Annotated in this window: 20 protein-coding genes and 2 pseudogenes; 12 read left to right on the top strand and 10 right to left on the bottom strand. The window is 64.3% G+C overall.

The window, feature by feature from the left end:
* Nucleotides 1-4: 4 nt before the first annotated feature.
* From ACFYOW_RS29365 to ACFYOW_RS29355, 3 genes and pseudogenes are all read right to left on the bottom strand, one after another.
* Nucleotides 5-1,798, bottom strand: coding sequence for a hypothetical protein (locus tag ACFYOW_RS29365; RefSeq protein ID WP_387293304.1), 1,794 nt, complete (start codon nucleotides 1,796-1,798; stop codon nucleotides 5-7).
* A 268-nt stretch (nucleotides 1,799-2,066) separates the two neighbouring features.
* A pseudogene (locus ACFYOW_RS29360) lies at nucleotides 2,067-2,258 on the bottom strand (hypothetical protein); the annotation flags it as partial.
* Nucleotides 2,224-2,367 (bottom strand): annotated as a pseudogene (locus tag ACFYOW_RS29355) (phospholipase effector Tle1 domain-containing protein); the annotation flags it as partial. The pseudogenes ACFYOW_RS29355 and ACFYOW_RS29360, both read right to left, overlap by 35 nt.
* A 311-nt stretch (nucleotides 2,368-2,678) precedes the next feature.
* Between ACFYOW_RS29355 and ACFYOW_RS29350 the strand changes: the two are divergent.
* Complete coding sequence (locus tag ACFYOW_RS29350) at nucleotides 2,679-3,230, top strand: hypothetical protein (protein ID WP_387293302.1); 552 nt, start codon at nucleotides 2,679-2,681, stop codon at nucleotides 3,228-3,230.
* Between the two features lie 93 nt (nucleotides 3,231-3,323).
* Here ACFYOW_RS29350 and ACFYOW_RS29345 read toward each other — a convergent pair whose 3' ends face one another.
* From ACFYOW_RS29345 to ACFYOW_RS29335, 3 genes are all read right to left on the bottom strand, one after another.
* On the bottom strand, nucleotides 3,324-4,187 hold the full coding sequence (locus ACFYOW_RS29345) for a hypothetical protein (protein ID WP_387293300.1): 864 nt from the start codon (nucleotides 4,185-4,187) through the stop codon (nucleotides 3,324-3,326).
* 354 nt (nucleotides 4,188-4,541) lie between these two features.
* The gene (locus ACFYOW_RS29340) at nucleotides 4,542-5,015 is read right to left on the bottom strand and encodes a TetR/AcrR family transcriptional regulator C-terminal domain-containing protein (RefSeq protein WP_387293298.1); all 474 of its coding nucleotides are present in this window, start codon (nucleotides 5,013-5,015) and stop codon (nucleotides 4,542-4,544) included.
* Nucleotides 4,906-5,187 carry a TetR/AcrR family transcriptional regulator gene (locus ACFYOW_RS29335; RefSeq protein WP_387293296.1) on the bottom strand — a complete coding sequence of 94 codons (282 nt, stop codon included), beginning with the start codon at nucleotides 5,185-5,187 and terminating at the stop codon, nucleotides 4,906-4,908. Before ACFYOW_RS29335 ends, ACFYOW_RS29340 begins: the two co-directional genes overlap by 110 nt.
* Nucleotides 5,188-5,326: 139 nt before the next feature.
* Between ACFYOW_RS29335 and ACFYOW_RS29330 the strand changes: the two genes are divergently transcribed.
* The 4 genes from ACFYOW_RS29330 to ACFYOW_RS29315 all read left to right on the top strand — a co-directional run bounded on the left by ACFYOW_RS29330 (nucleotide 5,327) and on the right by ACFYOW_RS29315 (nucleotide 8,337).
* Nucleotides 5,327-6,811, top strand: a complete 1,485-nt coding sequence (locus tag ACFYOW_RS29330) for a long-chain fatty acid--CoA ligase (protein WP_387293294.1) — start codon at nucleotides 5,327-5,329, stop codon at nucleotides 6,809-6,811.
* Nucleotides 6,812-6,968: 157 nt separating this feature from the next.
* Nucleotides 6,969-7,190: a flavin reductase family protein gene (locus ACFYOW_RS29325; protein ID WP_387293292.1), complete on the top strand. Its 222-nt coding sequence runs from the start codon at nucleotides 6,969-6,971 to the stop codon at nucleotides 7,188-7,190.
* Between the two features lie 144 nt (nucleotides 7,191-7,334).
* Nucleotides 7,335-7,901 carry a hypothetical protein gene (locus ACFYOW_RS29320; RefSeq protein ID WP_387293290.1) on the top strand — a complete coding sequence of 189 codons (567 nt, stop codon included), beginning with the start codon at nucleotides 7,335-7,337 and terminating at the stop codon, nucleotides 7,899-7,901.
* 94 nt (nucleotides 7,902-7,995) lie between these two features.
* The gene (locus tag ACFYOW_RS29315; protein WP_387293288.1) at nucleotides 7,996-8,337 is read left to right on the top strand and encodes a hypothetical protein; all 342 of its coding nucleotides are present in this window, start codon (nucleotides 7,996-7,998) and stop codon (nucleotides 8,335-8,337) included.
* Between the two features lie 3 nt (nucleotides 8,338-8,340).
* On the opposite strand, the gene ACFYOW_RS29310 is transcribed toward ACFYOW_RS29315, so the two are convergent.
* Complete coding sequence (locus ACFYOW_RS29310) at nucleotides 8,341-9,675, bottom strand: aspartate aminotransferase family protein (RefSeq protein ID WP_387293286.1); 1,335 nt, start codon at nucleotides 9,673-9,675, stop codon at nucleotides 8,341-8,343.
* Nucleotides 9,676-9,762: 87 nt separating this feature from the next.
* Here ACFYOW_RS29310 and ACFYOW_RS29305 point away from each other — a divergent pair, with 87 nt between their 5' ends.
* Entirely contained in the window at nucleotides 9,763-10,683 is a 921-nt protein-coding gene (locus ACFYOW_RS29305; RefSeq protein ID WP_387293284.1) for a LysR family transcriptional regulator, read from the top strand.
* 232 nt (nucleotides 10,684-10,915) lie between these two features.
* Nucleotides 10,916-11,074, top strand: a complete 159-nt coding sequence (locus tag ACFYOW_RS29300) for a hypothetical protein (RefSeq protein WP_327093711.1) — start codon at nucleotides 10,916-10,918, stop codon at nucleotides 11,072-11,074.
* A 14-nt stretch (nucleotides 11,075-11,088) separates the two neighbouring features.
* Here the strand turns inward: ACFYOW_RS29300 and ACFYOW_RS29295 are convergent, their stop codons facing one another.
* On the bottom strand, nucleotides 11,089-11,802 hold the full coding sequence (locus tag ACFYOW_RS29295; RefSeq protein ID WP_387293282.1) for a DsbA family oxidoreductase: 714 nt from the start codon (nucleotides 11,800-11,802) through the stop codon (nucleotides 11,089-11,091).
* Nucleotides 11,803-12,244: 442 nt separating this feature from the next.
* On the opposite strand from ACFYOW_RS29295, the gene ACFYOW_RS29290 reads away from it, so the two are divergent.
* Nucleotides 12,245-12,745: a hypothetical protein gene (locus ACFYOW_RS29290; RefSeq protein WP_387293280.1), complete on the top strand. Its 501-nt coding sequence runs from the start codon at nucleotides 12,245-12,247 to the stop codon at nucleotides 12,743-12,745.
* A 9-nt stretch (nucleotides 12,746-12,754) separates the two neighbouring features.
* Here ACFYOW_RS29290 and ACFYOW_RS29285 read toward each other — a convergent pair whose 3' ends face one another.
* Nucleotides 12,755-13,690 carry an alpha/beta hydrolase gene (locus ACFYOW_RS29285; RefSeq protein ID WP_387293278.1) on the bottom strand — a complete coding sequence of 312 codons (936 nt, stop codon included), beginning with the start codon at nucleotides 13,688-13,690 and terminating at the stop codon, nucleotides 12,755-12,757.
* A gap of 46 nt (nucleotides 13,691-13,736) precedes the next feature.
* Between ACFYOW_RS29285 and ACFYOW_RS29280 the strand changes: the two genes are divergently transcribed.
* Nucleotides 13,737-14,120 carry a MerR family transcriptional regulator gene (locus tag ACFYOW_RS29280; protein WP_387293276.1) on the top strand — a complete coding sequence of 128 codons (384 nt, stop codon included), beginning with the start codon at nucleotides 13,737-13,739 and terminating at the stop codon, nucleotides 14,118-14,120.
* A 107-nt stretch (nucleotides 14,121-14,227) separates the two neighbouring features.
* Here ACFYOW_RS29280 and ACFYOW_RS29275 read toward each other — a convergent pair whose 3' ends face one another.
* Complete coding sequence (locus ACFYOW_RS29275) at nucleotides 14,228-14,560, bottom strand: hypothetical protein (protein ID WP_357467908.1); 333 nt, start codon at nucleotides 14,558-14,560, stop codon at nucleotides 14,228-14,230.
* Between the two features lie 403 nt (nucleotides 14,561-14,963).
* Here ACFYOW_RS29275 and ACFYOW_RS29270 point away from each other — a divergent pair, with 403 nt between their 5' ends.
* Genes ACFYOW_RS29270 through ACFYOW_RS29260 form a run of 3 tightly spaced genes read left to right on the top strand, consistent with a single transcriptional unit; the run spans nucleotide 14,964 to nucleotide 18,375 of the window.
* Nucleotides 14,964-16,013, top strand: a complete 1,050-nt coding sequence (locus tag ACFYOW_RS29270) for a helix-turn-helix domain-containing protein (protein WP_387293274.1) — start codon at nucleotides 14,964-14,966, stop codon at nucleotides 16,011-16,013.
* Nucleotides 16,010-17,449 carry a pyridoxal phosphate-dependent aminotransferase gene (locus ACFYOW_RS29265; RefSeq protein ID WP_387293272.1) on the top strand — a complete coding sequence of 480 codons (1,440 nt, stop codon included), beginning with the start codon at nucleotides 16,010-16,012 and terminating at the stop codon, nucleotides 17,447-17,449. The genes ACFYOW_RS29270 and ACFYOW_RS29265 overlap by 4 nt, the downstream gene beginning before the upstream one ends.
* Complete coding sequence (locus ACFYOW_RS29260) at nucleotides 17,446-18,375, top strand: hypothetical protein (RefSeq protein WP_387293270.1); 930 nt, start codon at nucleotides 17,446-17,448, stop codon at nucleotides 18,373-18,375. Before ACFYOW_RS29265 ends, ACFYOW_RS29260 begins: the two co-directional genes overlap by 4 nt.
* Nucleotides 18,376-18,588: the final 213 nt, after the last annotated feature.

Below are 18,588 nucleotides of genomic sequence, written 5' to 3'. Positions count from 1 at the left end.
GTACCTACTCATCCGTCAGCGCGTGTATCGCCGCGAAATCGAGGCGGTGGATTGCGTGCTCGGCAGTCCACGCACTCAGCGCGTCGTCGGCTTCCAGCCGGTCGAACCATTCCCGCATCGCGGCCAGCCGCAGCTTGCCCGCCCGGTGGAATGCGATGGCAGTGTCGTCAACCGCCGACGACTCGTCGCTGAACGGCAGCGGCTTGGCGATCACATAGTCCACGCTCCCGTCGGCGCTGACGACGAGCGCGGTCCCTGCGCGAATCACCGGTTGCTGCTTCCCCTGGCCCGCATCCTCGAGATCCGTGCGACGCTGCAGCAACTGGATGGCCAATTCGGGACGCGGTAACCGATCGCCTGCCATGCGGTACGAGACGTGGATTCCCTCGCAGCTGATTTTGAAGTTCGGATCCAGTCCGATTCGAGCGGCGTTCGCCTTGGCCCATCCGATGAGCTCCTGGGCGACCTGCTCGAAAACGGAATGTCGGGTCGAAGAACTGTCCCGGCCGGAGGCACCGTTGCCGTCGAGCACAGCGGGGGTACGCAATTCGCCCGGAATGCCGATCGGGTCGAGATCCTTCGATGCGGAAAGGATGACCCTGGACAAATCCACCGGGTGATCGCCGTCGCCGAGGTTCATCGGATTGTCCGGTCGTTGCCAGACCAGCGCTTCATCGGTCAGCGAGGTGACGCTTACCGGCCAGATGCCGCGCCGCCGCAGCGCCTCCACGAGGGTGCTGCGCAGGTGTTGCCGATCCTCCGGATAAAGTCCGCGATCCGCGGTGACGATCGCCCGGACGACATCGCCGAATGTGACGTCCAGTACCGGGAGATAGTCGAAACTCCGCACGACCATCCCGAGCATCCGGTCCGCGGTCTTGACCGCCTCGTCGGCGATCCGAGATACCAGATCCGGGTGCAGGCGACCGGGCGGCAACACTCCGGTGCCGCCACTGGCGATCCGCAGCAGATCCGCGATGGCGCTCTGGTAAGAATCCCGGTACGCGTCGAATACCGCCGCCACGAAACATGCACCGCGTTCGTGCGGCTCCTGTGCCGCACGAAATCGCTCGGGTGTGCGGCTGAGGTCCTTTATCGCCGAACGCAATGCCGCGCCGCGTCCGGTGGACTCACCGAACTCCCGGGCCAGGTCCAGCAGCCCCGCGCTCTTCTCGAGTTCTCCCGACGTGGTCGCGATCGCGTCGAGTACCACGTCTCGGTGGGAGAAATGCTGGAACAGCGCGATCAAGTCGGCGACGGCCTCGTGCCAGGCGAAGACATCCCGGTTGGTGGATTCGTTGTACAGCCGCCGGATTCGATGCACGATCGCATGCGTCACCTCGTGCGCGATGATGTCGCTCGACAGGCAGGTGAAGATGACCTGGCCGGGGAGATTGGCGCCCGGATTCTCGGCGTCGGCTTGGTAATAGCCGAACAGCAAGGCGCGCCGCCGCGGATCGAAATAGGCGTTCTGCCCTTCGAAGGCGTGCGGGACCAGACGCAGGATCTGATCGCGGTGCCACCGAAATCGGCGTCCCATGAACCGTTCGAATCGCTCGATGACGCTCATCGCGACCGCATAGACGATCTGTTGGTGCGCACGGGGATCGGTTTCGGTCGGTCGAATTCCGTCCTGTGCCAAGACAAATGGATCATCGAGGTCGACCGGGTCGTACCACGCATTGCGGCTGGCGTCGAAGTCGACCACCTGCACGAGTGTGCCGTCGGGGCCCGGACCCCGGATGTGTTCGAATGGGATATCCAGTGTGAGGAATTGGCCGGACAGCCGCGTCGACATCGGGTCGAACGCAAAGGTACGCAGTCTGCGCCGGGCCGGTGGACAGATTCCGCTCGCGTACTCTACTGAATTCGCAGTTTCGTCCATTTCTCGTCTTCCCACATGACATCCCGGGGGATTCGTTTTCCGTACGCTGTGTCGCTCTCGCTCCGTGACCGCACGCTCGCGTGCACCCGAGCGCCCGCCGGAACCTTCCGTCGGCGGTAGGTGAAACGGCGTGGTGCGCCTTCGCCACATTGGGCACCTGCCTGGTGAAGGGCCACTTCAGTTCCCAGCGCAGCAGTCCGGCCGCCTTGACCGTGTCCCATACGCCGAGGAATTCGATGGGTATCGAGAAGTCGCCGTCCGCGGACTTCGAGCAGAAGGTGCGCGTATCGGCGCAGTTCCGGCCAGTTCGTGGTCTTGCGGGTGTAGGCGCTGACGACGTACTGGTCGTAGTAGGCGATCTGTTTCGTGGCATCGCTCAGGTCCAGCATCTCGAACAGGCGGACCACATTGGTGCTACCGCTGGCGCGGACCTGATTGCCTGTTCCGTCGAGACAGATGACGATGTTCTTACCGGTGGACACGCAACGAGTGTGGGCCCGTCGAGCCGCGAAGTATCGAGTAGTGCGGTACCTGAATTTCGCCCCGATCGGCGATCGTTTTTCGGCGTTCGGTGGTGCTGCGCGCAGTTCGACGACGCGCTCGGCGAGAAATCGAGTCGACCACTCGGTGTTATTCGATCTGAATCCGACTTCGCTATCCCCTAGGGGGATAAAACCGACCTTTATTCCGTAAAGAAGTTGTCGACTCAATCAAATGAGCGGAGCATCATTATAGCTATCCGGTGCCGTTTGTCGGGGAACGTCAATTGAAATCGGAAATGATTGGAAGTCCAATGTTCGTCAAGAAATTGATAGCGACCGCCTTTATGGCCGTCGCGGCGACCGGCATAGCCACTGCTACCGCACACGGTGAGGGGATGCTGACAGATGTCAGCCTCAACGCCGCGGACGGGCCGATCGCCTACACAACGACTCTCGCAGCCGATCACACGAGCGCTCTGGTGAGCCTGGCCTCCGGCAGATTCGTCGTCACACCCGATGCCGTCACGGTCCTCGCGGACAATGGTGCGGTAGTCGGCAGCATCCCGACGACCCTGCGTACCGAAGCTGGACAGAGCCTCGCGGTGACACCGGCGCTGGACAGCACCAGCACGCAATTGACCCTCACGCCGGTCGGTGGACCGACAACTGAGGCCGTCAACTCCCAGAATATGCCCGGCGTGCAGCAGGCCTGGGGACCGATTTCGATCGCTGTCGGCGCAACCATCGGTTGCTTGGTCGGCGTTGCGATCGGTATCTGGTTCTTCCTGGTCGGCGCCATCGTCGGCTGCGCGATCGGGGCAGCCATCGGTGCGGCGATCGGCTTCTTCTCGCCGTTCCCGTGATAGGTGACCCATCGGAGGTAATCGAACACAATGCAAGCGGGCCGGGCGCCTATCGGCAGCCCGGCCCTCTCGTGTCCGCTTGCGTTGCGGGCGTTACCTGGTCAGTGCCGTTTCGCGCGCGGGCGGGCGGCGATCGGCTGTCCTGGTTCGACGAACCATCCGGCGGCGGACCTGGGGGTCGTAAACGGCCAGGTCATCGTCGAAAGCCAGCTGTTCCCAGAGGAATACGTTGGTGTCCGACGCTTCTTGGGCGGACTGCTCCGGCGTGCTTTCCGCCGCAGCGACATTCGGCTGTGGAGCCGAGATCAGTCGAACTGTGAAGCCTTGCTTGCGCAGGCTCATGGCACCGGCGGCCAGTGCGGCACCGCATGCGGTGACGGCGCTGAGTGTGGCGGCGAAATCGAGACCGGCGCTGGCGATTCGGTGCTCACCCCCGAGGTCGATCGCCGAATTATTACCGAAGAGCCAGCTGAAAAGTCCGCTCTGTTTTCCGGATTCGGTGATTTCACGCAACTCCGGCGCTTTGCCGTTGAGGTAGGACAAAGCGGCGAGTACGAAAAGGGCGGCGGCAATGCTGCAGCCGAACACCAGATAGGAAAGCAGCCGACTGCGGAGCCGGAAATACATCACGGTCGCGACGACCGCACCGGCGACCGCCAATGTGGTGAGGACGGCCCAGGTGCTGCTGATGCTCACCACGGATTGGAATGAGCCGGTGGTGAATCCGTCGATTCGGCCGAAGGCGTTGGAGGTGACGGTGCCGTTGGGGCCGGTTGCCGAAATCCAGGGCTGGAACAGCAGTAGGAAGGTGACCAGACCCAGACCCGGGGCACACAGATACCCCCAATCGGATCGTAGATCGAAACGTTGTGCGGTCACCTCGCCGATGAGATCGTCATCGTTCCCGGGGCGACCGAGCTGAACATTGTTTTCTTGCCAAGGCGTTGTGTGTGCCATTTCTAACCACACCTGCTGTGCCACTTCCGGTTTCGAGGAAGCGGACGCTGCGGGGCATGTCCTCCTGGGACGAATAATAGGAATTGGTACAGACGACATCGTCTGTTAACAAGAAGTTACGTTAGGACTCTGCGGTCTGCGGGGCAACGTGACCCCATGCACACGCAACTTGTGAAACGGCCGTGATACGAGCGCCGCCGAGGCGGATGAATTCGATGAAACCCGCTCTCTTATAGGTGTTTTCGCGGTCGGCGAAATGCGCTGGCAGTCGCGCTGGTGCGGCCGCGACAACCGCGCCGCCTGTGACCTGATAGACAGACTGCTCGGGATGCCTACCAGCGCACCGGGATCGAGCTACCGAGTATGCGGCAGCAACCGGTAGCGCCCGTCGAGCCCATCCAGTAGCGATTCGAGACCGACCTCGAATGCGTCCTGATCGATGCGCTGCTGCCGCTCGGCGAGCAGATGTGCCTCGTTCAGGTGCGGGTACTCCTCGGCGTAGACCTCGGCGTCGGCGGGGAAGCCTGCGACGAACGAGCCGAGCGACGATCCGGTGAGGAAGTACCGCATCAGCGTGCCCACGGTCGTGGCTTCCCGGCGCGGCCAATTCGCCGCGACCAAACCGCCGAATACGGCATCGGCCATGCGCAATGCATTGGGCCGGAGACCGGGGCCGCTCGCCAGTGCCGGGACGATATTGGGATGCGCGGCGACCGCGCTACGATAGGAATGGGCCCAGCGGCGCCGATCGCCAGTCCGGATTATCGGCCGACAGTTCGCCGAACATCGAGGTGTCCACCTCGCCGAGCACGGAATCGACCACCGCATCGATGATTTCGTCCTTGGTGCCGACGTGGTTGTACAGCGACGGTCCCTGCACGCCGAGTTCGGCGGCGAGACGGCGGGTCGAAACCGCAGCCAGCCCATCCGCATCGACGAGGGCCAATGCGGTCTCGATGATGCGCTCGTGGGTGAGCAGCGGTCGGCGGGGTCGGGCCATGTATCGCCTCCTCTCGGTGCTCGTATTCTTGCAGCAGCCGGATAAAACTTGCGCCGCTAGTTTCCGTCCCGTACGGTTTGGCCGGAAACTTGCGCTGCTAGTTTTGGAGAGCGATGACCAGATTCACCGGGCGTGCGGCATGAACGCGACACTGTCCCTGGCGAGCATCCCGGCCGAACAGGCGAGACGGCGACCCGAGCGGATCGCGCTGATAGAAGGCGTGCAGCGGATCACCTTCGCGGAGTTGTGGCACCGGGCGCGGAGCCAGGCCGCCGCCTTGATCGAACTCGGTGTGCGGCCGGGCGACCGGGTGGCGCTGATGTGCCCGAATACCACCGAGTATCCGGCCGCCTACTACGCGATCATCGCCGCGGGTGCGGTGGTGGTCCCGGTGCATCTGCTGCTGACGGCGGGTGAGGCCGAACATGTGCTGCGCGACAGCGATGCTCGCTTGCTGGTGTGTCATCCGTGGTTCGCGGAGGTGGGCCGAGCGGCCGCGACCGCCGCCGGGGTGTCCCTGGTCGAGCCGAATTCCCTTGATGCACAACCCATTGCGAACTTCGTCACGCGGCGCCCCGAGGATCCGGCAGTGGTGTTCTACACCAGCGGGACCACCGGTCGCCCCAAGGGCGCCGAGCTCAGCCACCTGAATATGGTGCTGAACGCGACGGTGAATGCCTTCGACGCCAACGATGTTCGCGGCGATGACGTGGCACTCGGCGCGCTGCCGCTGTTCCATGTATTCGGACAGACGGTCTCGATGAATGCCACCTGGCGGGCCGGTGCCACCCTGGTGCTGCTGCCCCGCTTCGCGGCCGCCGAAGCCATCCGCCTGATGAAGACCCAGGGTGTCAACACTTTTCACGGCGTACCGACCATGTATGTCGGCTTGATCAACGCAGCCCGCGACTTGCCCGATCCGCCGCGGCTGCGGCTGTGCATCTCCGGTGGCGCATCGCTGCCGCAGCCGGTGCTGGAGGCATTCGAGGAGGTCTTCGGCGCGCGGATCCTGGAAGGCTACGGGCTGTCGGAGACCTCGCCGACGGCGGCGGTGAACCAGCCGGACTTCGGCGTGCAACCCGGGACGGTCGGACATTCGGTCTGGGGCGTCGATGTGGAGATCGCGGATCCGTCCGAAACGAAGCGAATTGCGCTGCTGCCCACCGGTGAACTCGGCGAGGTGGTCATCCGCGGCCACAATGTCTTCAACGGGTATCTCGGGAAGCCGGAGGTCACGGCGGCGGCGGTGGTCGACGGCTGGTTCCGCACCGGTGATCTGGGTGTCAAGGATGCCGACGGCTACCTGAGGATCGTCGACCGGATCAAGGACATGATCATCCGCGGCGGGTTCAACGTGTACCCGACCGAGGTCGAAGAGGCGCTACTGCGGCATCCGGATATCGCCGCCGTCGCCGTCATCGGAGTGCCGGACGAGACCTACGGTGAGGAGGTCTGCGCGGTCGTCGTGCCCGCGGCGCCGGTGACCGCCGAAGATGTGATCGCCTACGGGCGTGCGCATTTGGCGAAGCACAAGTATCCGCGACGGGTCGAGTTCGTCACGGAACTTCCGCTCGGGCCGAGTCACAAGGTGCTCAAGCGAGAGCTGAAGAAGCAGTTCACCTGAGAATTTCGCCCGGCCGTGGTAGGGCGAAATAATTCGATATACGCATTATCGCGATCTTCAGCGACAGCTCGTTCAGCTCGCTGTCCCTGGACCGGCCCATAGCAACTGATCTATCTGGACAAATCAGCAAGCCCCCACCCCTTCGTCTCCGCGCGAGTTGCGGCCCTGCGAGTTAGACCTACCCGGCCTCCCCGACACCGCAGCCCGCCTGGCCTGCGAACTCGTGAACGTCGTCGACGGCGGCGACCACAGCATCCTGACCGGCCGAGTCCGCTCGATCTACGTCAGCAATCGAATGCCATTGGTCTACTGGCGCAGGTGTTCGATCAGCCGACCCCGGTCACCGAGATGGCGGGCACTTAGATCTGCGCCACATTAAGGGCGTCGAGCGACGGGTGTTCCCGCTTTTTCTATCGATTGTGTGGAAGCTGCTGCGGTACTCCTCAGCTTCGGCAAGGATGAGACCCGTTGGTATGCGAGTTCTTCCCAGCAACACCCACACTTTCTGGAAGGGAGCTCGAATATGGCAGCACAGGATGTAGCTACAGAAAAGCGGTCGATGGAAGGCATCCACGCAGGCGACGAGATTGATGTGGCCAGGCGGGATGCGGAAATGGCGCAGATCCAGTGCCAGGCCTTCTGCAATGAGGCCCGCATAGACGCACAGAACGCCCGCCAGGCCGCGAGCCAGGCTGCGGCCTTGGCACGCCAGGTGCAGGGGCAGGCGCGGCAGGTGAACAATCAGGCCCAGATCGCGCACCAGAGCGCGATCCAGGCGGTTCAGCAGTCGCAGCAGGCTCGTCATCAGGCACAGCAGGCCACACATCAGGCGCAGCAGGCCCAGAGCGAGGCGGATCGGGCGCAGAGCCAGGCGCAGCAGGCCGAAAGTCTGGCGCAGCAAGCTCAGGGGGAGGCCAATCAGCTGCAGCAGCGGGCGGTCGGTGCGCAAGGCCAGGCCGATGAGGCCACCCAGTTGGCGCAGCGGGCCGAGGATCTGGCGGCGCGGGCGGAGGACCGGGCAAATCAGGCCGACATGCAGCTGAACCATCTCCGGCAGCAAGCCAGGCACCTGCAGATGCTCAGCCGCTGACCAGGCGCAGACCCGTGTGATACCGGCGACCGGCCACACCGAGCCAAGTGGTGTGGCCGGTCCCCGGCGACCATCGCCACCTACACTGGCCCGCATGTCTGTGCCACGGATGCTCGCATTGTCCGCGTTCGCCCTGCTCACACCCCTCGCGGTGACGGCGTGCACGTCCGAAGGGGCCGGGTATAAGTCCGAGTGTCAGGTCAGCGGTTGTACGGTCACCTTCACGCGTGGCGTGAACGCGAAGGCCAGTGTGCTCGGCATCGAAGCGGAACTCGTTGCGGTGAAAGGCAATACGGTCACGCTGAAGGTGGCCGGTCAGCAGGTCGATATTCCGGTCGGGCAGACCCAAGCCACCAACGGGTTCAGCGCGACGGTGCAGGACGTCACCGATGACAAGGTCGTGGTTCGGATCAACACCGGCGTCAACGGCAACTGATCCTCAGCCGCTGGTGACTGCGTCGCCGATGGCCTGATCGATGATGGAAAGGCCGAGGGCGAGTTCGTCTTCGGTGGCGGTCAGGGGCGGGGCGATGCGGAAGACGCCGCCCATTCCTGGGAGCTGCACGATATTCATGTGCAGGCCCAGCGCCAAACAGCGCCGCGTGACGAGTGCGCCGAGTTCGTCGGAGCCCTGTTCGGTTTCGCGGTCGAGGACGAGTTCCAATCCGACGAGCAGGCCGCGGCCTCTGATATCGCCGACTACGCTGTGCCGCCGGCCGATTCGCTCCAGACCGTGACGGAGGAAGGTGCCGAGTTCCGCGGCACGCTCGTCGAGACGGTCGCGGACGAGGACATCCAGCACGGTATTGCCGACCGCCGAGACCAGCGGATCCGAGACGTGGGTGGTGAAGAACAGGAACCCGCGCTCGTGTGCCCGCTTTTCGATGTCGGCACTGGTGATCACGGCAGCGAGCGGCAGCCCCGCGCCGAGCGTCTTGGACAGGGTCAGAATGTCCGGGACGACACCGTCGCGCTCGAATGCGTACCAGGATCCGGTGCGGCACAGGCCGGTTTGCGCCTCGTCCAGGATCAGCAGCATGCCGCGCTCGCGGCACTTGTCCCGCAGCGCGGCGAAGTAGCCGGGCGGCGGCTCGACGACGCCGCCGGAACTGAGAATCGGCTCCACCAGGCAGGCCGCGAGGCTGCCCACCGACTGAGCGTCGATCAGATCGAACGCGAAGTCGAGTTGTCGCCGCCAGTCGAGTTCACCGACGGCCGTGGTGAAGTCGGGACGATACGAATTCGGCACGGGGATGGCGAAATTCCCTGGTGCGGCGGGACCGTAGCCCTTGCGCCCCGCGCTGTAGGTGGCACTCGCCGCCGCCTGCGTCATACCGTGCCAGGAGCGCGCGAACGACACGATCTCGTGTTTTCCGGTGACCAGCTTGGCCATTCGGATCGCGGCCTCGTTCGACTCCGCACCGGTGGTCAGCAGCAGAACCTTCTCCAGCGGCTCGGGCAGAGTCTCGGCCAGTCGCCGGGCGAGGTCGACGACCGGACGACTCAGCATGCCGCTGAACAAATGGTCGAGCTCACCGACCTGGCGTCGAACCGTCGCGACGATATCCGGATGCGCGTGTCCGAGGATGGCACTCATCTGGCCCGAGGTGAAATCCAATATCTTCCTGCCACTTTCGGTGTACAGAAAGCTTCCTGCGGCGCGAGTGATGATTTCGCGGGTGAATTCGCCCGCGCCCGCATAGCGGATGAGGTGCCGATCGGCGTCGGCCCAGAAGTCGTCGGTGGACAGTGCTGCGGTGATTGGAGCGGCCATATTCTCGACGGTAAGGGCCGTCCGAGCATCGGGTCCATCTCACATTTCCGGCTGTGCTGTTCGGCTGAGCCGCACAACAATGGACCAATGCTGAACCCTTGGCGACTGCGCCTGCTCAGCCAGCTCGACTCGCTCGGCACCGTCCGCGCGGTCGCGCAGGCGGCCCACCTCAGCGCGTCCAGCGTGTCCCAGCAGCTCGCGGTGCTGGAGGCCGAAACCCGCACCCAGCTGCTGGAACGCACCGGCCGGCGGGTCCGGCTCACCCCCGCCGGGCTGATGCTTGCGCGCCGCGCCAGAGGCATCCTCGATCAGATGGACAGCGTCGAGGCGGAGCTGCGCAGCCTCGGCGAGGAACCGGTCGGGTCGGTCCGGCTCGGCGCATTCCAGAGCGCCATCCATTCGCTGTGTGTGCCCGCGGTGACGCGCCTCGCGCAGACGCATCCGCATCTCGATGTCGAACTGGTCGAGCTGGAACCGCACGAGAGCATGCCCGCGCTGCGGGTAGGCGACGCCGACATCATCATCACCACAACCGATTTCGTCGAACATCCGCTCGGCTCGGATGTGGATATCGTGCCGCTGGCCACCGATCCGATCGTGCTCGTTCTGCCACCGGAGCGCGCTGCCCGCGGACCCGCCGACCTCGCCGCCTACGCCGACGAGCCGTGGGCCTTCGATATGCCGAAGTCGTATATGGCGAATCTGGCCACCCGGCTGTGCCGCGAATCCGGATTCGAACCGCGGGTGGTGTGCCGGTTCAGCAATTACCTGATGACGTTGCAGCACGTCGAGGCCGGACTTTCGATCGCTCTGCTGCCCGGCTTGGCGGTCGATCCGCGCTATCGCGTCGCGACCCGGGAACTCGCCAATCCCGTCACCCGCACGATCACCGCCGTCATCCGCCGCGGCGCACCGCCACGTGCGGCCGTCCATCTGGTTCTCGAGGAGCTACGCCGGATTCGCGAACTGCCGGTCGACCCACGTCTATCGACGACTTTCGAAGCATGACAGCGCAGGTGGTGTTATCACCGCGGATCTCCTGCGCACGCCGGACGGCTGGCGCATAGCCGAACTGGCGAACCGCGTCCTGTGGCGGACGGGCTACTTCGGGAAACCTGGCGCAAACCCGATAAGTCGGGTTGAGCGTGATCTCGGCCGCTCCCTGAGTACCGGCCTTTCCGGTGAACCCGGAGGGGGCGGACCTGGCGATGTCCCTTGCTACGCGGACTATCGTCGAACTATGGGCGTTATGGGTGAACTGTTCCCCGGGCAGAAGCTGGCCGATGAGGGCAGTGAGGACAGCGACGGTCAGGTGCACCGCCCGCGTGTCGAGATCGATCTCGACGCCGGTGTGGTGCGGCTCGGTCCTGCCGCGAAGTCGACTGAGGAAACCGAATAGGACTGTGCCGCAGCTTAATTGCGCGCGGGCAACTCGCATCCGTCCGGCCCGCAGACCTCGGCTCCACCGATGGTTTGGATGACCGGCTCCCGATCGGCCCAGGCCTGGTCCAGGGCTTGGGCGAAGACTTCGGAGGGCTGGGCGCCGGAGACACCGTATTTGCGGTCGAAGACGAAGAATGGGACGCCGCGGGCGCCGAGTTGGGCGGCTTCCTGTTCGTCGGCGCGGACTGCGTCGGCGTAGGCATCGGGTTCGTCGAGGACGGTGCGCGCGGCTGATTCGTCGAGTCCGGCGGCGACGGCGAGTCGCACCAGGCGCTCGTTATCGGCGAACAGGGACTGTTCTTCGGCGAAATTTGCGCGGTAGAGGGCGTCGAGGAGGCCGTCCTGTTTGCCTTCGGCGAGTGCGAAGTGCAGCAGGCGATGCATATCGAAGGAGTTGCCGTAATCGCGACCTTCGGTCAGATAGGGCAGACCGATCGCCGCGGCTTGTGCGCCGATGCCGCGTTCATTGGCGGCCGCCTGCGCCTCGCTGATGCCGTATTTGTGCGCGATCTTGGCGATCACCGGTCCGGATTCGTCGGCGGGCAGCGTCGGATCCAGTTCGAACGAGCGGTGCACCACCTCGACGTCGGCGCGGTGCGGGAAGTCGGTCAATGCCTGTTCGAACCGCTTCTTGCCCAGGTAACAGAAGGGGCAATTGATATCGGTCCAGATCTCGACCCGCACGGTCGACCTCACTCTCGTTCGAACCCCCGGGATTGGCAACAGTTCGGGTTCCGGATCTGTTCCCCAGGCTGCGTTGGTGCTCAGTGACCGGCCGGACCAGGCACGAAACCCAGTCGCGCAGCTCGACCGAGCTTCCCACTGGAGGTGAGTTCGAGTGTTCTCCGCCACTTAAGCTGAGCTGATGGAGCAGCCGAACTCCGCCCGAGCCATTACATCTCGACACGGGACCGCTCCGACGAGAGCGACACAGGGGCGCGCCGCGGAGCTGACAGAGCTCCGGGCGCGGCTGGGACCGCTCCAAACCTATTGGGGCTACGTACTGGCGGCGGTCGGCAGTGCCGCCACCTTCATCCTGCTGTTCCAATCGTGGATCACCGCGCAGGGGCCCGACGGCAGGGTCGCCGCCAACGCCTTCGGTCGGCTGGAAATAACCACGAACGCCATGAACGTCTGGTCGAAAGTGGCGCCCAAAACCCCGCCGGTCACCGGCATGTGGGCGATCCTCGCCAGCGCTGCCATCATCATCGCGCTCTGCGCCATAGTGCTGAACATCCGCCTTCGCAATGAACTTCTCGCCCGCCTGACGGTGATTTCATTGGCGTGTGCCGCACTTTTTGTAATCCTGTGCTTGATCTACCTCAATGGCAAAGGTGCCGAACTCAAGGCGATGACCGGTCGCACCTATGATCTGGGCGGTCAGATCGGACAGATATTGAACTGGGCTACCGGTCGAGGCAAACTGGCCATCCCGGGCACCAGTACCGCCAGCTACGCATCCGCCAGTCTTACCCACTGGGGATTTCTCGCCGTGGTGACCTCGCTCGGTTCGACCATGGCGGCCATCGCACAATGGCTGCTCCTGCGTCGCGCGACCGACAATCCGGTGCGCCTGTTGTGGCGGATGCCCATTGTCCTTTCCCGAGCACCGTCGAACCCCGACTGACGCAATTCGCTACCGGGCGAATGCCTTCCGCAGCGCCGTAGTCGCATCGAGCCGGGCGCGTTGGCTGTCGTCGAAAGGATGCCGGACGAATTCGTGGATCATCCCCGGATAGCGGGCGACCGTGACCGGGACCCCTGCCTGCTCGAGTCGCTGACCGTACTCTTCGCCCTCGTCGCGCAGGGCGTCGTATTCGGCCGTGACAATGAGTGCCGGAGGTAGCCCGGCCAGGTCGGGGGCGAGCAGTGGGGAAACCCGCGGGTCGAGCTTCTCCTCGGAAGTATTCAAGTAACCGTCCATGAACCAGTGCTGGGCATCGCGGCTGATATTTCCGTACTTGCCCGCGTACTCCGTGATGCTGAAATTCGTTCTGCGGAAATCGAGATCGGGATAGATCAGCAGTTGGAAAATCAGTGCCGAACCGCCGTTGTCGCGTGCCGTGCGCGCAACAACCGCCGCCAGATTGCCGCCCGCACTGTCACCGCCGACGGCAATGCGAGTGGCGTCGACGCCGATGCTCCCCGCATGCTCGGCGACCCACTGCGTCGCCGCGAAGCACGCGTCGGGTGCGGCGGGAAACTTGTGTTCTGGAGCCAGGGGATAGTCGACCGAGACCACGACGCATTCCGCACCGTTGGCCAGACTGCGGCACAGTCCGTCATGGGTGTCCAGATCGCCGAGCATGAAGCCGCCACCATGGAAGAACACCAATGCGGGGAATGGGCCTTCGCCATCCGGGGTGTAGATCCGGAGTCCGCCTATGCCCGCGACGGTGCGGTTCTCGACATCGGCAACGGGTTCCGGTTCACCGAGTAGGGCGATCTGTCGCCGCCATCCCTCGCGCGCCTGCTCCGGGGTAAAGGTGTGCACCGAGCCGAAATCCGCGCGTGCGAGACGTTCCAGATACGCCTGGACTTGGGGGTGCAGCTCTTCTTTTATTTCGCTCATTGGCCTATCGTCTGACTTGAAGCATGCTTCAAGTCAAGGAGTAGTGATGGTGCTGGATATCGCGGAAGTGGCCACGCGGTCCGGATTGGCGCCGTCGGCGCTGCGGTACTACGAGAAGCGCGGGCTCATCGAATCCGACGGGCGCAACGGTCTGCGGCGTACCTATCGGCCCGAGGTGATCGACCGTCTGGCGCTCGTATCCTGCGCTAGCGCAGCGGGTTTCACACTCGCGCAGATTGCGCGGTTCCTCGTGGCCACGCCAGCGGATGCCGAACTCCGCCGACATATGGCGCAGAAGGCCCGGCAGTTGGACGAGGACATCGCTCGACTCACTCGCATGCGCGACAGCCTCCGCCACGCAGCCACCTGCACCCACCAACCGCTGGTCGAGTGCCCCGACTTCAAGCAGGCGTTCGGTTCGGTGCCGTAGTCTTCGGCGTTCCGGCTCGTGAAACAGGGCCCGGCGAGCGGTACTCGCCGGACCCTGTTTCGGCGCGACGTCAGGTGGCGCCGACCCCTCCGCGGCGCCAACTGCCGTTACGCGGCTGGTGTGGTCGGTACCGCGATGCGGCAGTTGGCGCCGGCTTGCCGCCGGTCTCGTTCGACGATGCGGGCGTGCAGCAGCACGACCGCCTGAGCCAGTTCGAGGCCGAGATCAGCGGCCCGGATGGCGGCAATCTCCATGGCGAGCACGTAGTCTTCGGGATCCGGATCGCTCAGGGTCTCGTCGAGCACCATGCCGGTCATGGCCTGTTCCCGTGTCAGCAGTCGGCCGGGCAGCCAGCTCAGGACCCAGCCGCTGCCGGTGTAGCGGGCGGTTTCGGGGGTGATGTCGCTGGTGATCAACCAGTCGGTCAGCCTCAGTGTCATGACCCCTCCCTTGGTCGATCGAAACCATCTGTCCCCGGGGCGCGAGCTCCGAATCAGATGTGACGCTGACAACAATGCTATTGATAGCCACTTCTGGATGTCAACTAAGCATAGAAGCTATCTGAAGATATTTCTCAATCAATATCGCTTATATTTCATCAAATTCGGACTTGTGTATCTGGAATCTGCTCCGTGAGAGCAGCTTTGAGTACCGCTACGCGCGTTCGAGGTAGTAGATATCGGAGTGGCCTTGCGCAATATCGGCCCGCCCGTTCGGTTTCCAGCGATCGACCAGAAAACTTCCGTCGTCGCTACTGCTGTCTTGCGGCGTAACGTAGCTATGATGACGTCGGATGACACATCGTGAGCATTGAAAATCCGAGCGTAGAGATGGAGGCGCCGCATGGCTGGCTCAGGGCCGGACGATGAGCAGCTCGGGGATCTGGTCCGTCGGCTCCGCACGGAACGCGGGTTCACCCAGGCCGCACTCGCGGCCAAGACAGGTTGTTCGCGCAGCCTGATCCAGCAGATCGAGAACGGGACTCGGGTGCCACCGCTACCGCTGCGCGAACGTCTCAGCCTGGCGCTCGGCCAGGAATTGCCCTCGACCGACGGTATCGCCGACGGTATCGCCGGCGGCGGATATCACGATCTGCGCATGCGCTTCAATGTCCTGCTCGGCAAGGACCCTGAACTCGTCGAGCGGGCGCTCGGCATAGCGGGCAGCCTGATCGATGCGACCTCCGCGCGGGAGGAGATCGAACCGCTGCGCATGATCGCGGATCGGCAGTTGGAGCGGGCCGAGGAAATCCTGGCGCAGATCCCCTCGCGCAGCGCGACCGTCTGGGAATGGAATACCGTCAGCGACTGGTTGATGATCCTCGAGCAGGCCAAGGCGTCGGTTCGCGCGATCCACACCGCTGATCTGGGCACCATCGGCGGCGATGTCGGCGACGACTATCACGCCGCGATTCTGCGGTTGGCCGATACGACCCATCCGCCCCGAATCGATGTGCGACGCATGTATGTCCTCGACACGATCGAGGATGTGTGGCCCTATGACGACAAATTGTGGAAGCAGGCGCGTGCCGGAGTGGAGAGCGTGCTGGTCAAGCGCGAGCACGCGCGCAATGCGCAGAGCATGCTCATCGTCGACGAAAAGTACGTCGCCGTGGGTGAATACGACTATTCCCGGCAGGCGCGCGTGGCGACTCGTTTCTCGGCCTTGAAGCACGATGTCGCATTCGCGGTGCGCCGGTTCGAGCGTCTTTATGAGCTCAAGGCCGCCGGTTCGGGCATTGTCGTCAACGATATCGTCGCGTCACCGGAACTGGCCGGCTACGAGCGCCTCACCGAGGGCGATTGCCGCGCTCTGTTCCGTGCGGCGCTGGAACAGAGTTGGCGCGAGATGACCGCGCCGGGAGAGCCGTCCTTCGAAAGTGAGGTGTCGTGACTCGGCAGGCTGAAAACGATCGGCTGCCTTGGCGGACACCGGCGCCCAGTCTCGCCGCCCGCACCAATCGCTCCGAGGAGCGCAAGCGGGAAGTGCGGCGGCATCTGGGTGTGCGGCCGCAGTTCGCGGGGACGGGCGAGCGGACGTATTCGGATGTGCTGGACGCCTACCACGGCGAGACCGGTCTACCGCTGGCCGAAAGTGCCATCGCCGCCCTGGATCTGGCATGGCGCGAACTGGTGCATACCCAACCCCCGGACGAATACGCCGACGGCACGCTGTATCACAAGCGACAGCCGCTGGTATTGCGAGAGTTGGCAGCGCACAAGCTGTTCGGGCGATTGGCCGAGCCCGTCGACGGGATACCTGGAGTCCGGGTATCTCCGGAGGAGGTTATTGTCTGCCCTTACTCGAGCACCATGCTGCTGGAGGAGGCGGTCGCGACGCTGGCCCGCCCCGGTGGTGTGATCGTGTATCCGGAAGGCCTGTACAAGAGCTCGGGCATTCACGTGGAGAAGTACGGTCTGCGGATGGAGGCGTGCCCGGTCGCCCCGGACGACTCCTTCAAGATCGACCCGGACCTGCTCGCATCCTGCCTGGACTACTTCGCCGACCGTGACGAACTGTGCGGCGTGCTGCTCACGTTGCCCGGAAATCCGGTGTTCACCGACTATTCGGCCGAGGAGTTGCTGGCGATCGGGCGGGTGCTTGTTGCCAGTGGGGTACCCGTCATCTGCGATATGGCCTTCGATTGCATGGTGGAACAGCACATTCCGATCGCCGCAGTGCAGATCGCGACCGACGACGGCACCCGTCGGCTGTACGACCAGGTGTTGACCATTACCGGAAACTCCAAGGGCTATAACGCCTTCGGACCGTGCAAGCTGGGCGCGGCCTGCTCGGGTGATGCCGAATGGCTGGCCAGGATTCGCGAGCGGCTGACCATTTCGTTCCAGCGTGAGTCGACGCATCTGGCGCGGGCGATTGTCGAGCACACGCCCGAGAGTTACTTCGCGCAGAACCGCGTGCGGATGCTCGACCAGCTCGGTCGCGCGCACGGGCACATCGATGCGATCAATGCTCGGTTCGGCGGGAAATTCATTCGGCCGCTGGGCAGTCGACAGGGCATGTTCCTCACCGTGGTCTTCGACGATGCGGTCCTCGACCAGGCAGGCGTCGAAACCAGTGCGGAGATAGAGGATCTGCTGCTCGCCGGCGCTGGAATCGACAGTGTCGCGCTGGATCGGACCGGCTCCGAGCGACTCGGTGTCCGATTCAACGTGCTCGCGCCGCGCAAGGCGCCAGGGCACGAGTCGGCGGATCTGGTCGACGAATTGTTCGACCGGCTCGAACAGCTCCTGTATGAGATCCGGAATGGGCTGACCTATCCCAAAGTGCTGGCCGCGTGCGGTCTGCCGGTCATCGGACAACAATGATTGTCGGAGTTCTACGGGAGACCGCTGCTGCGGAGCGGCGCGTCGCGCTGATACCGGACGATGTGCGCGGGCTCGCGGGCGTGCGGGTCATCGTGGAGCACGATGCGGGCCGGTCTATCGGGTTCGACGACGCGCACTACGCGGCGGCCGGGGCACAGGTGGGCGAGCGTGCGGAGATCTTCGCGCGTTGCGATGTGGTCGTGTGGGTGAAACCTCCGGTATACCAACTGGATTCGGTGCGCGCGGGGATGACCCTCATCGGATTCCAGGATCCGCTGCAGCGCCACGACGTGATCGCGGGACTGCGCGCACGCGGTATCGAATCCGTCGGCTATGAAACCGTTCCGCACTCCCGCCCCGATATCGATGCGCTCTCCGCGATGAGCCGGATAGCGGGCGAAGTCGCCTACGAGCAAGGGCGACAACTCCTTTCGACCGAGGGGCCCGTGCGCGCCCTGATCCTCGGCTGCGGTCGGGCCGGACTCGCCGCCATCGCCACGGCGGCCGCCCACGGCGACGAGCCGACCGCATTGGGCAACCGCAAGGAACAGGAGTCCACCGCAATCCGGCACGGCGCCAAGGCATTCCTGCCGAATCCGGACGAGCTTCTCGCCCACCTCGCCGCCGACCCGCCCGCCCTCATCATCTGCGCCGCCGTGCACCGCGGCTCCCGTGGCCCTCTGCTGCTGGACGCCACGGCGCTTGACGCACTCCGCCCAGGGACAGTGATCGTCGATCTCGTCGCCAAATCCGGCGGCAATTGCATTGCCACCGTCCCGGATCGCACCGTAACCGTGTCGAACGGCGTAATCGTCACGCACCGATCGAACTACCCGACCCTGCGTCCGTTGGAAGCGAGTCGCGCGTACAGTGCCGCCACCGCCGCCTTGCTGAAAAGCCGTACTGGGTTCAGCGCGGAACAGTGATCGGGTCGGTGCAACTGGCTGCCGCATCGACCAGTGAGCACTGGGGTGCCCGAGTCGGACGTCAGTCGCCGGGAACACCGCTATTGCGGGTGATCGCGGTGTAGATGGCGTTGTGCGCCTAGTACTCCAGCATCACTTCGTGATGTAATGCCTGTCTTCGGTGGTAGTGGGCTTGCTTCGCCTGGTGTTGGTGTCGTCGCCGCCAGGTCGACC

Source organism: Nocardia sp. NPDC006982, from assembly GCF_042869435.1.
Taxonomy (GTDB): Bacteria; Actinomycetota; Actinomycetes; order Mycobacteriales; family Mycobacteriaceae; genus Nocardia.
The sequence above is the reverse complement of the archived record's forward strand: the minus strand, read 5'-3'. Positions and strand labels throughout refer to the sequence as shown.

What these genes read in the sequence shown, in the direction of transcription:
- ACFYOW_RS29365 (WP_387293304.1), bottom strand. Translation starts at nt 1,798, where the DNA reads ATGTCGACGCGGCTGTCCGGCCAATTCCTCACACTGGATATCCCATTC.
- ACFYOW_RS29350 (WP_387293302.1), top strand. Translation starts at nt 2,679, where the DNA reads ATGTTCGTCAAGAAATTGATAGCGACCGCCTTTATGGCCGTCGCGGCG.
- ACFYOW_RS29345 (WP_387293300.1), bottom strand. Translation starts at nt 4,187, where the DNA reads ATGGCACACACAACGCCTTGGCAAGAAAACAATGTTCAGCTCGGTCGC.
- ACFYOW_RS29340 (WP_387293298.1), bottom strand. Translation starts at nt 5,015, where the DNA reads ATGCGGTGGTCGATTCCGTGCTCGGCGAGGTGGACACCTCGATGTTCG.
- ACFYOW_RS29335 (WP_387293296.1), bottom strand. Translation starts at nt 5,187, where the DNA reads ATGGCCCGACCCCGCCGACCGCTGCTCACCCACGAGCGCATCATCGAG.
- ACFYOW_RS29330 (WP_387293294.1), top strand. Translation starts at nt 5,327, where the DNA reads ATGAACGCGACACTGTCCCTGGCGAGCATCCCGGCCGAACAGGCGAGA.
- ACFYOW_RS29320 (WP_387293290.1), top strand. Translation starts at nt 7,335, where the DNA reads ATGGCAGCACAGGATGTAGCTACAGAAAAGCGGTCGATGGAAGGCATC.
- ACFYOW_RS29315 (WP_387293288.1), top strand. Translation starts at nt 7,996, where the DNA reads ATGTCTGTGCCACGGATGCTCGCATTGTCCGCGTTCGCCCTGCTCACA.
- ACFYOW_RS29310 (WP_387293286.1), bottom strand. Translation starts at nt 9,675, where the DNA reads ATGGCCGCTCCAATCACCGCAGCACTGTCCACCGACGACTTCTGGGCC.
- ACFYOW_RS29305 (WP_387293284.1), top strand. Translation starts at nt 9,763, where the DNA reads ATGCTGAACCCTTGGCGACTGCGCCTGCTCAGCCAGCTCGACTCGCTC.
- ACFYOW_RS29300 (WP_327093711.1), top strand. Translation starts at nt 10,916, where the DNA reads ATGGGCGTTATGGGTGAACTGTTCCCCGGGCAGAAGCTGGCCGATGAG.
- ACFYOW_RS29290 (WP_387293280.1), top strand. Translation starts at nt 12,245, where the DNA reads ATGAACGTCTGGTCGAAAGTGGCGCCCAAAACCCCGCCGGTCACCGGC.
- ACFYOW_RS29285 (WP_387293278.1), bottom strand. Translation starts at nt 13,690, where the DNA reads ATGAGCGAAATAAAAGAAGAGCTGCACCCCCAAGTCCAGGCGTATCTG.
- ACFYOW_RS29280 (WP_387293276.1), top strand. Translation starts at nt 13,737, where the DNA reads ATGGTGCTGGATATCGCGGAAGTGGCCACGCGGTCCGGATTGGCGCCG.
- ACFYOW_RS29275 (WP_357467908.1), bottom strand. Translation starts at nt 14,560, where the DNA reads ATGACACTGAGGCTGACCGACTGGTTGATCACCAGCGACATCACCCCC.
- ACFYOW_RS29270 (WP_387293274.1), top strand. Translation starts at nt 14,964, where the DNA reads ATGGCTGGCTCAGGGCCGGACGATGAGCAGCTCGGGGATCTGGTCCGT.
- ACFYOW_RS29260 (WP_387293270.1), top strand. Translation starts at nt 17,446, where the DNA reads ATGATTGTCGGAGTTCTACGGGAGACCGCTGCTGCGGAGCGGCGCGTC.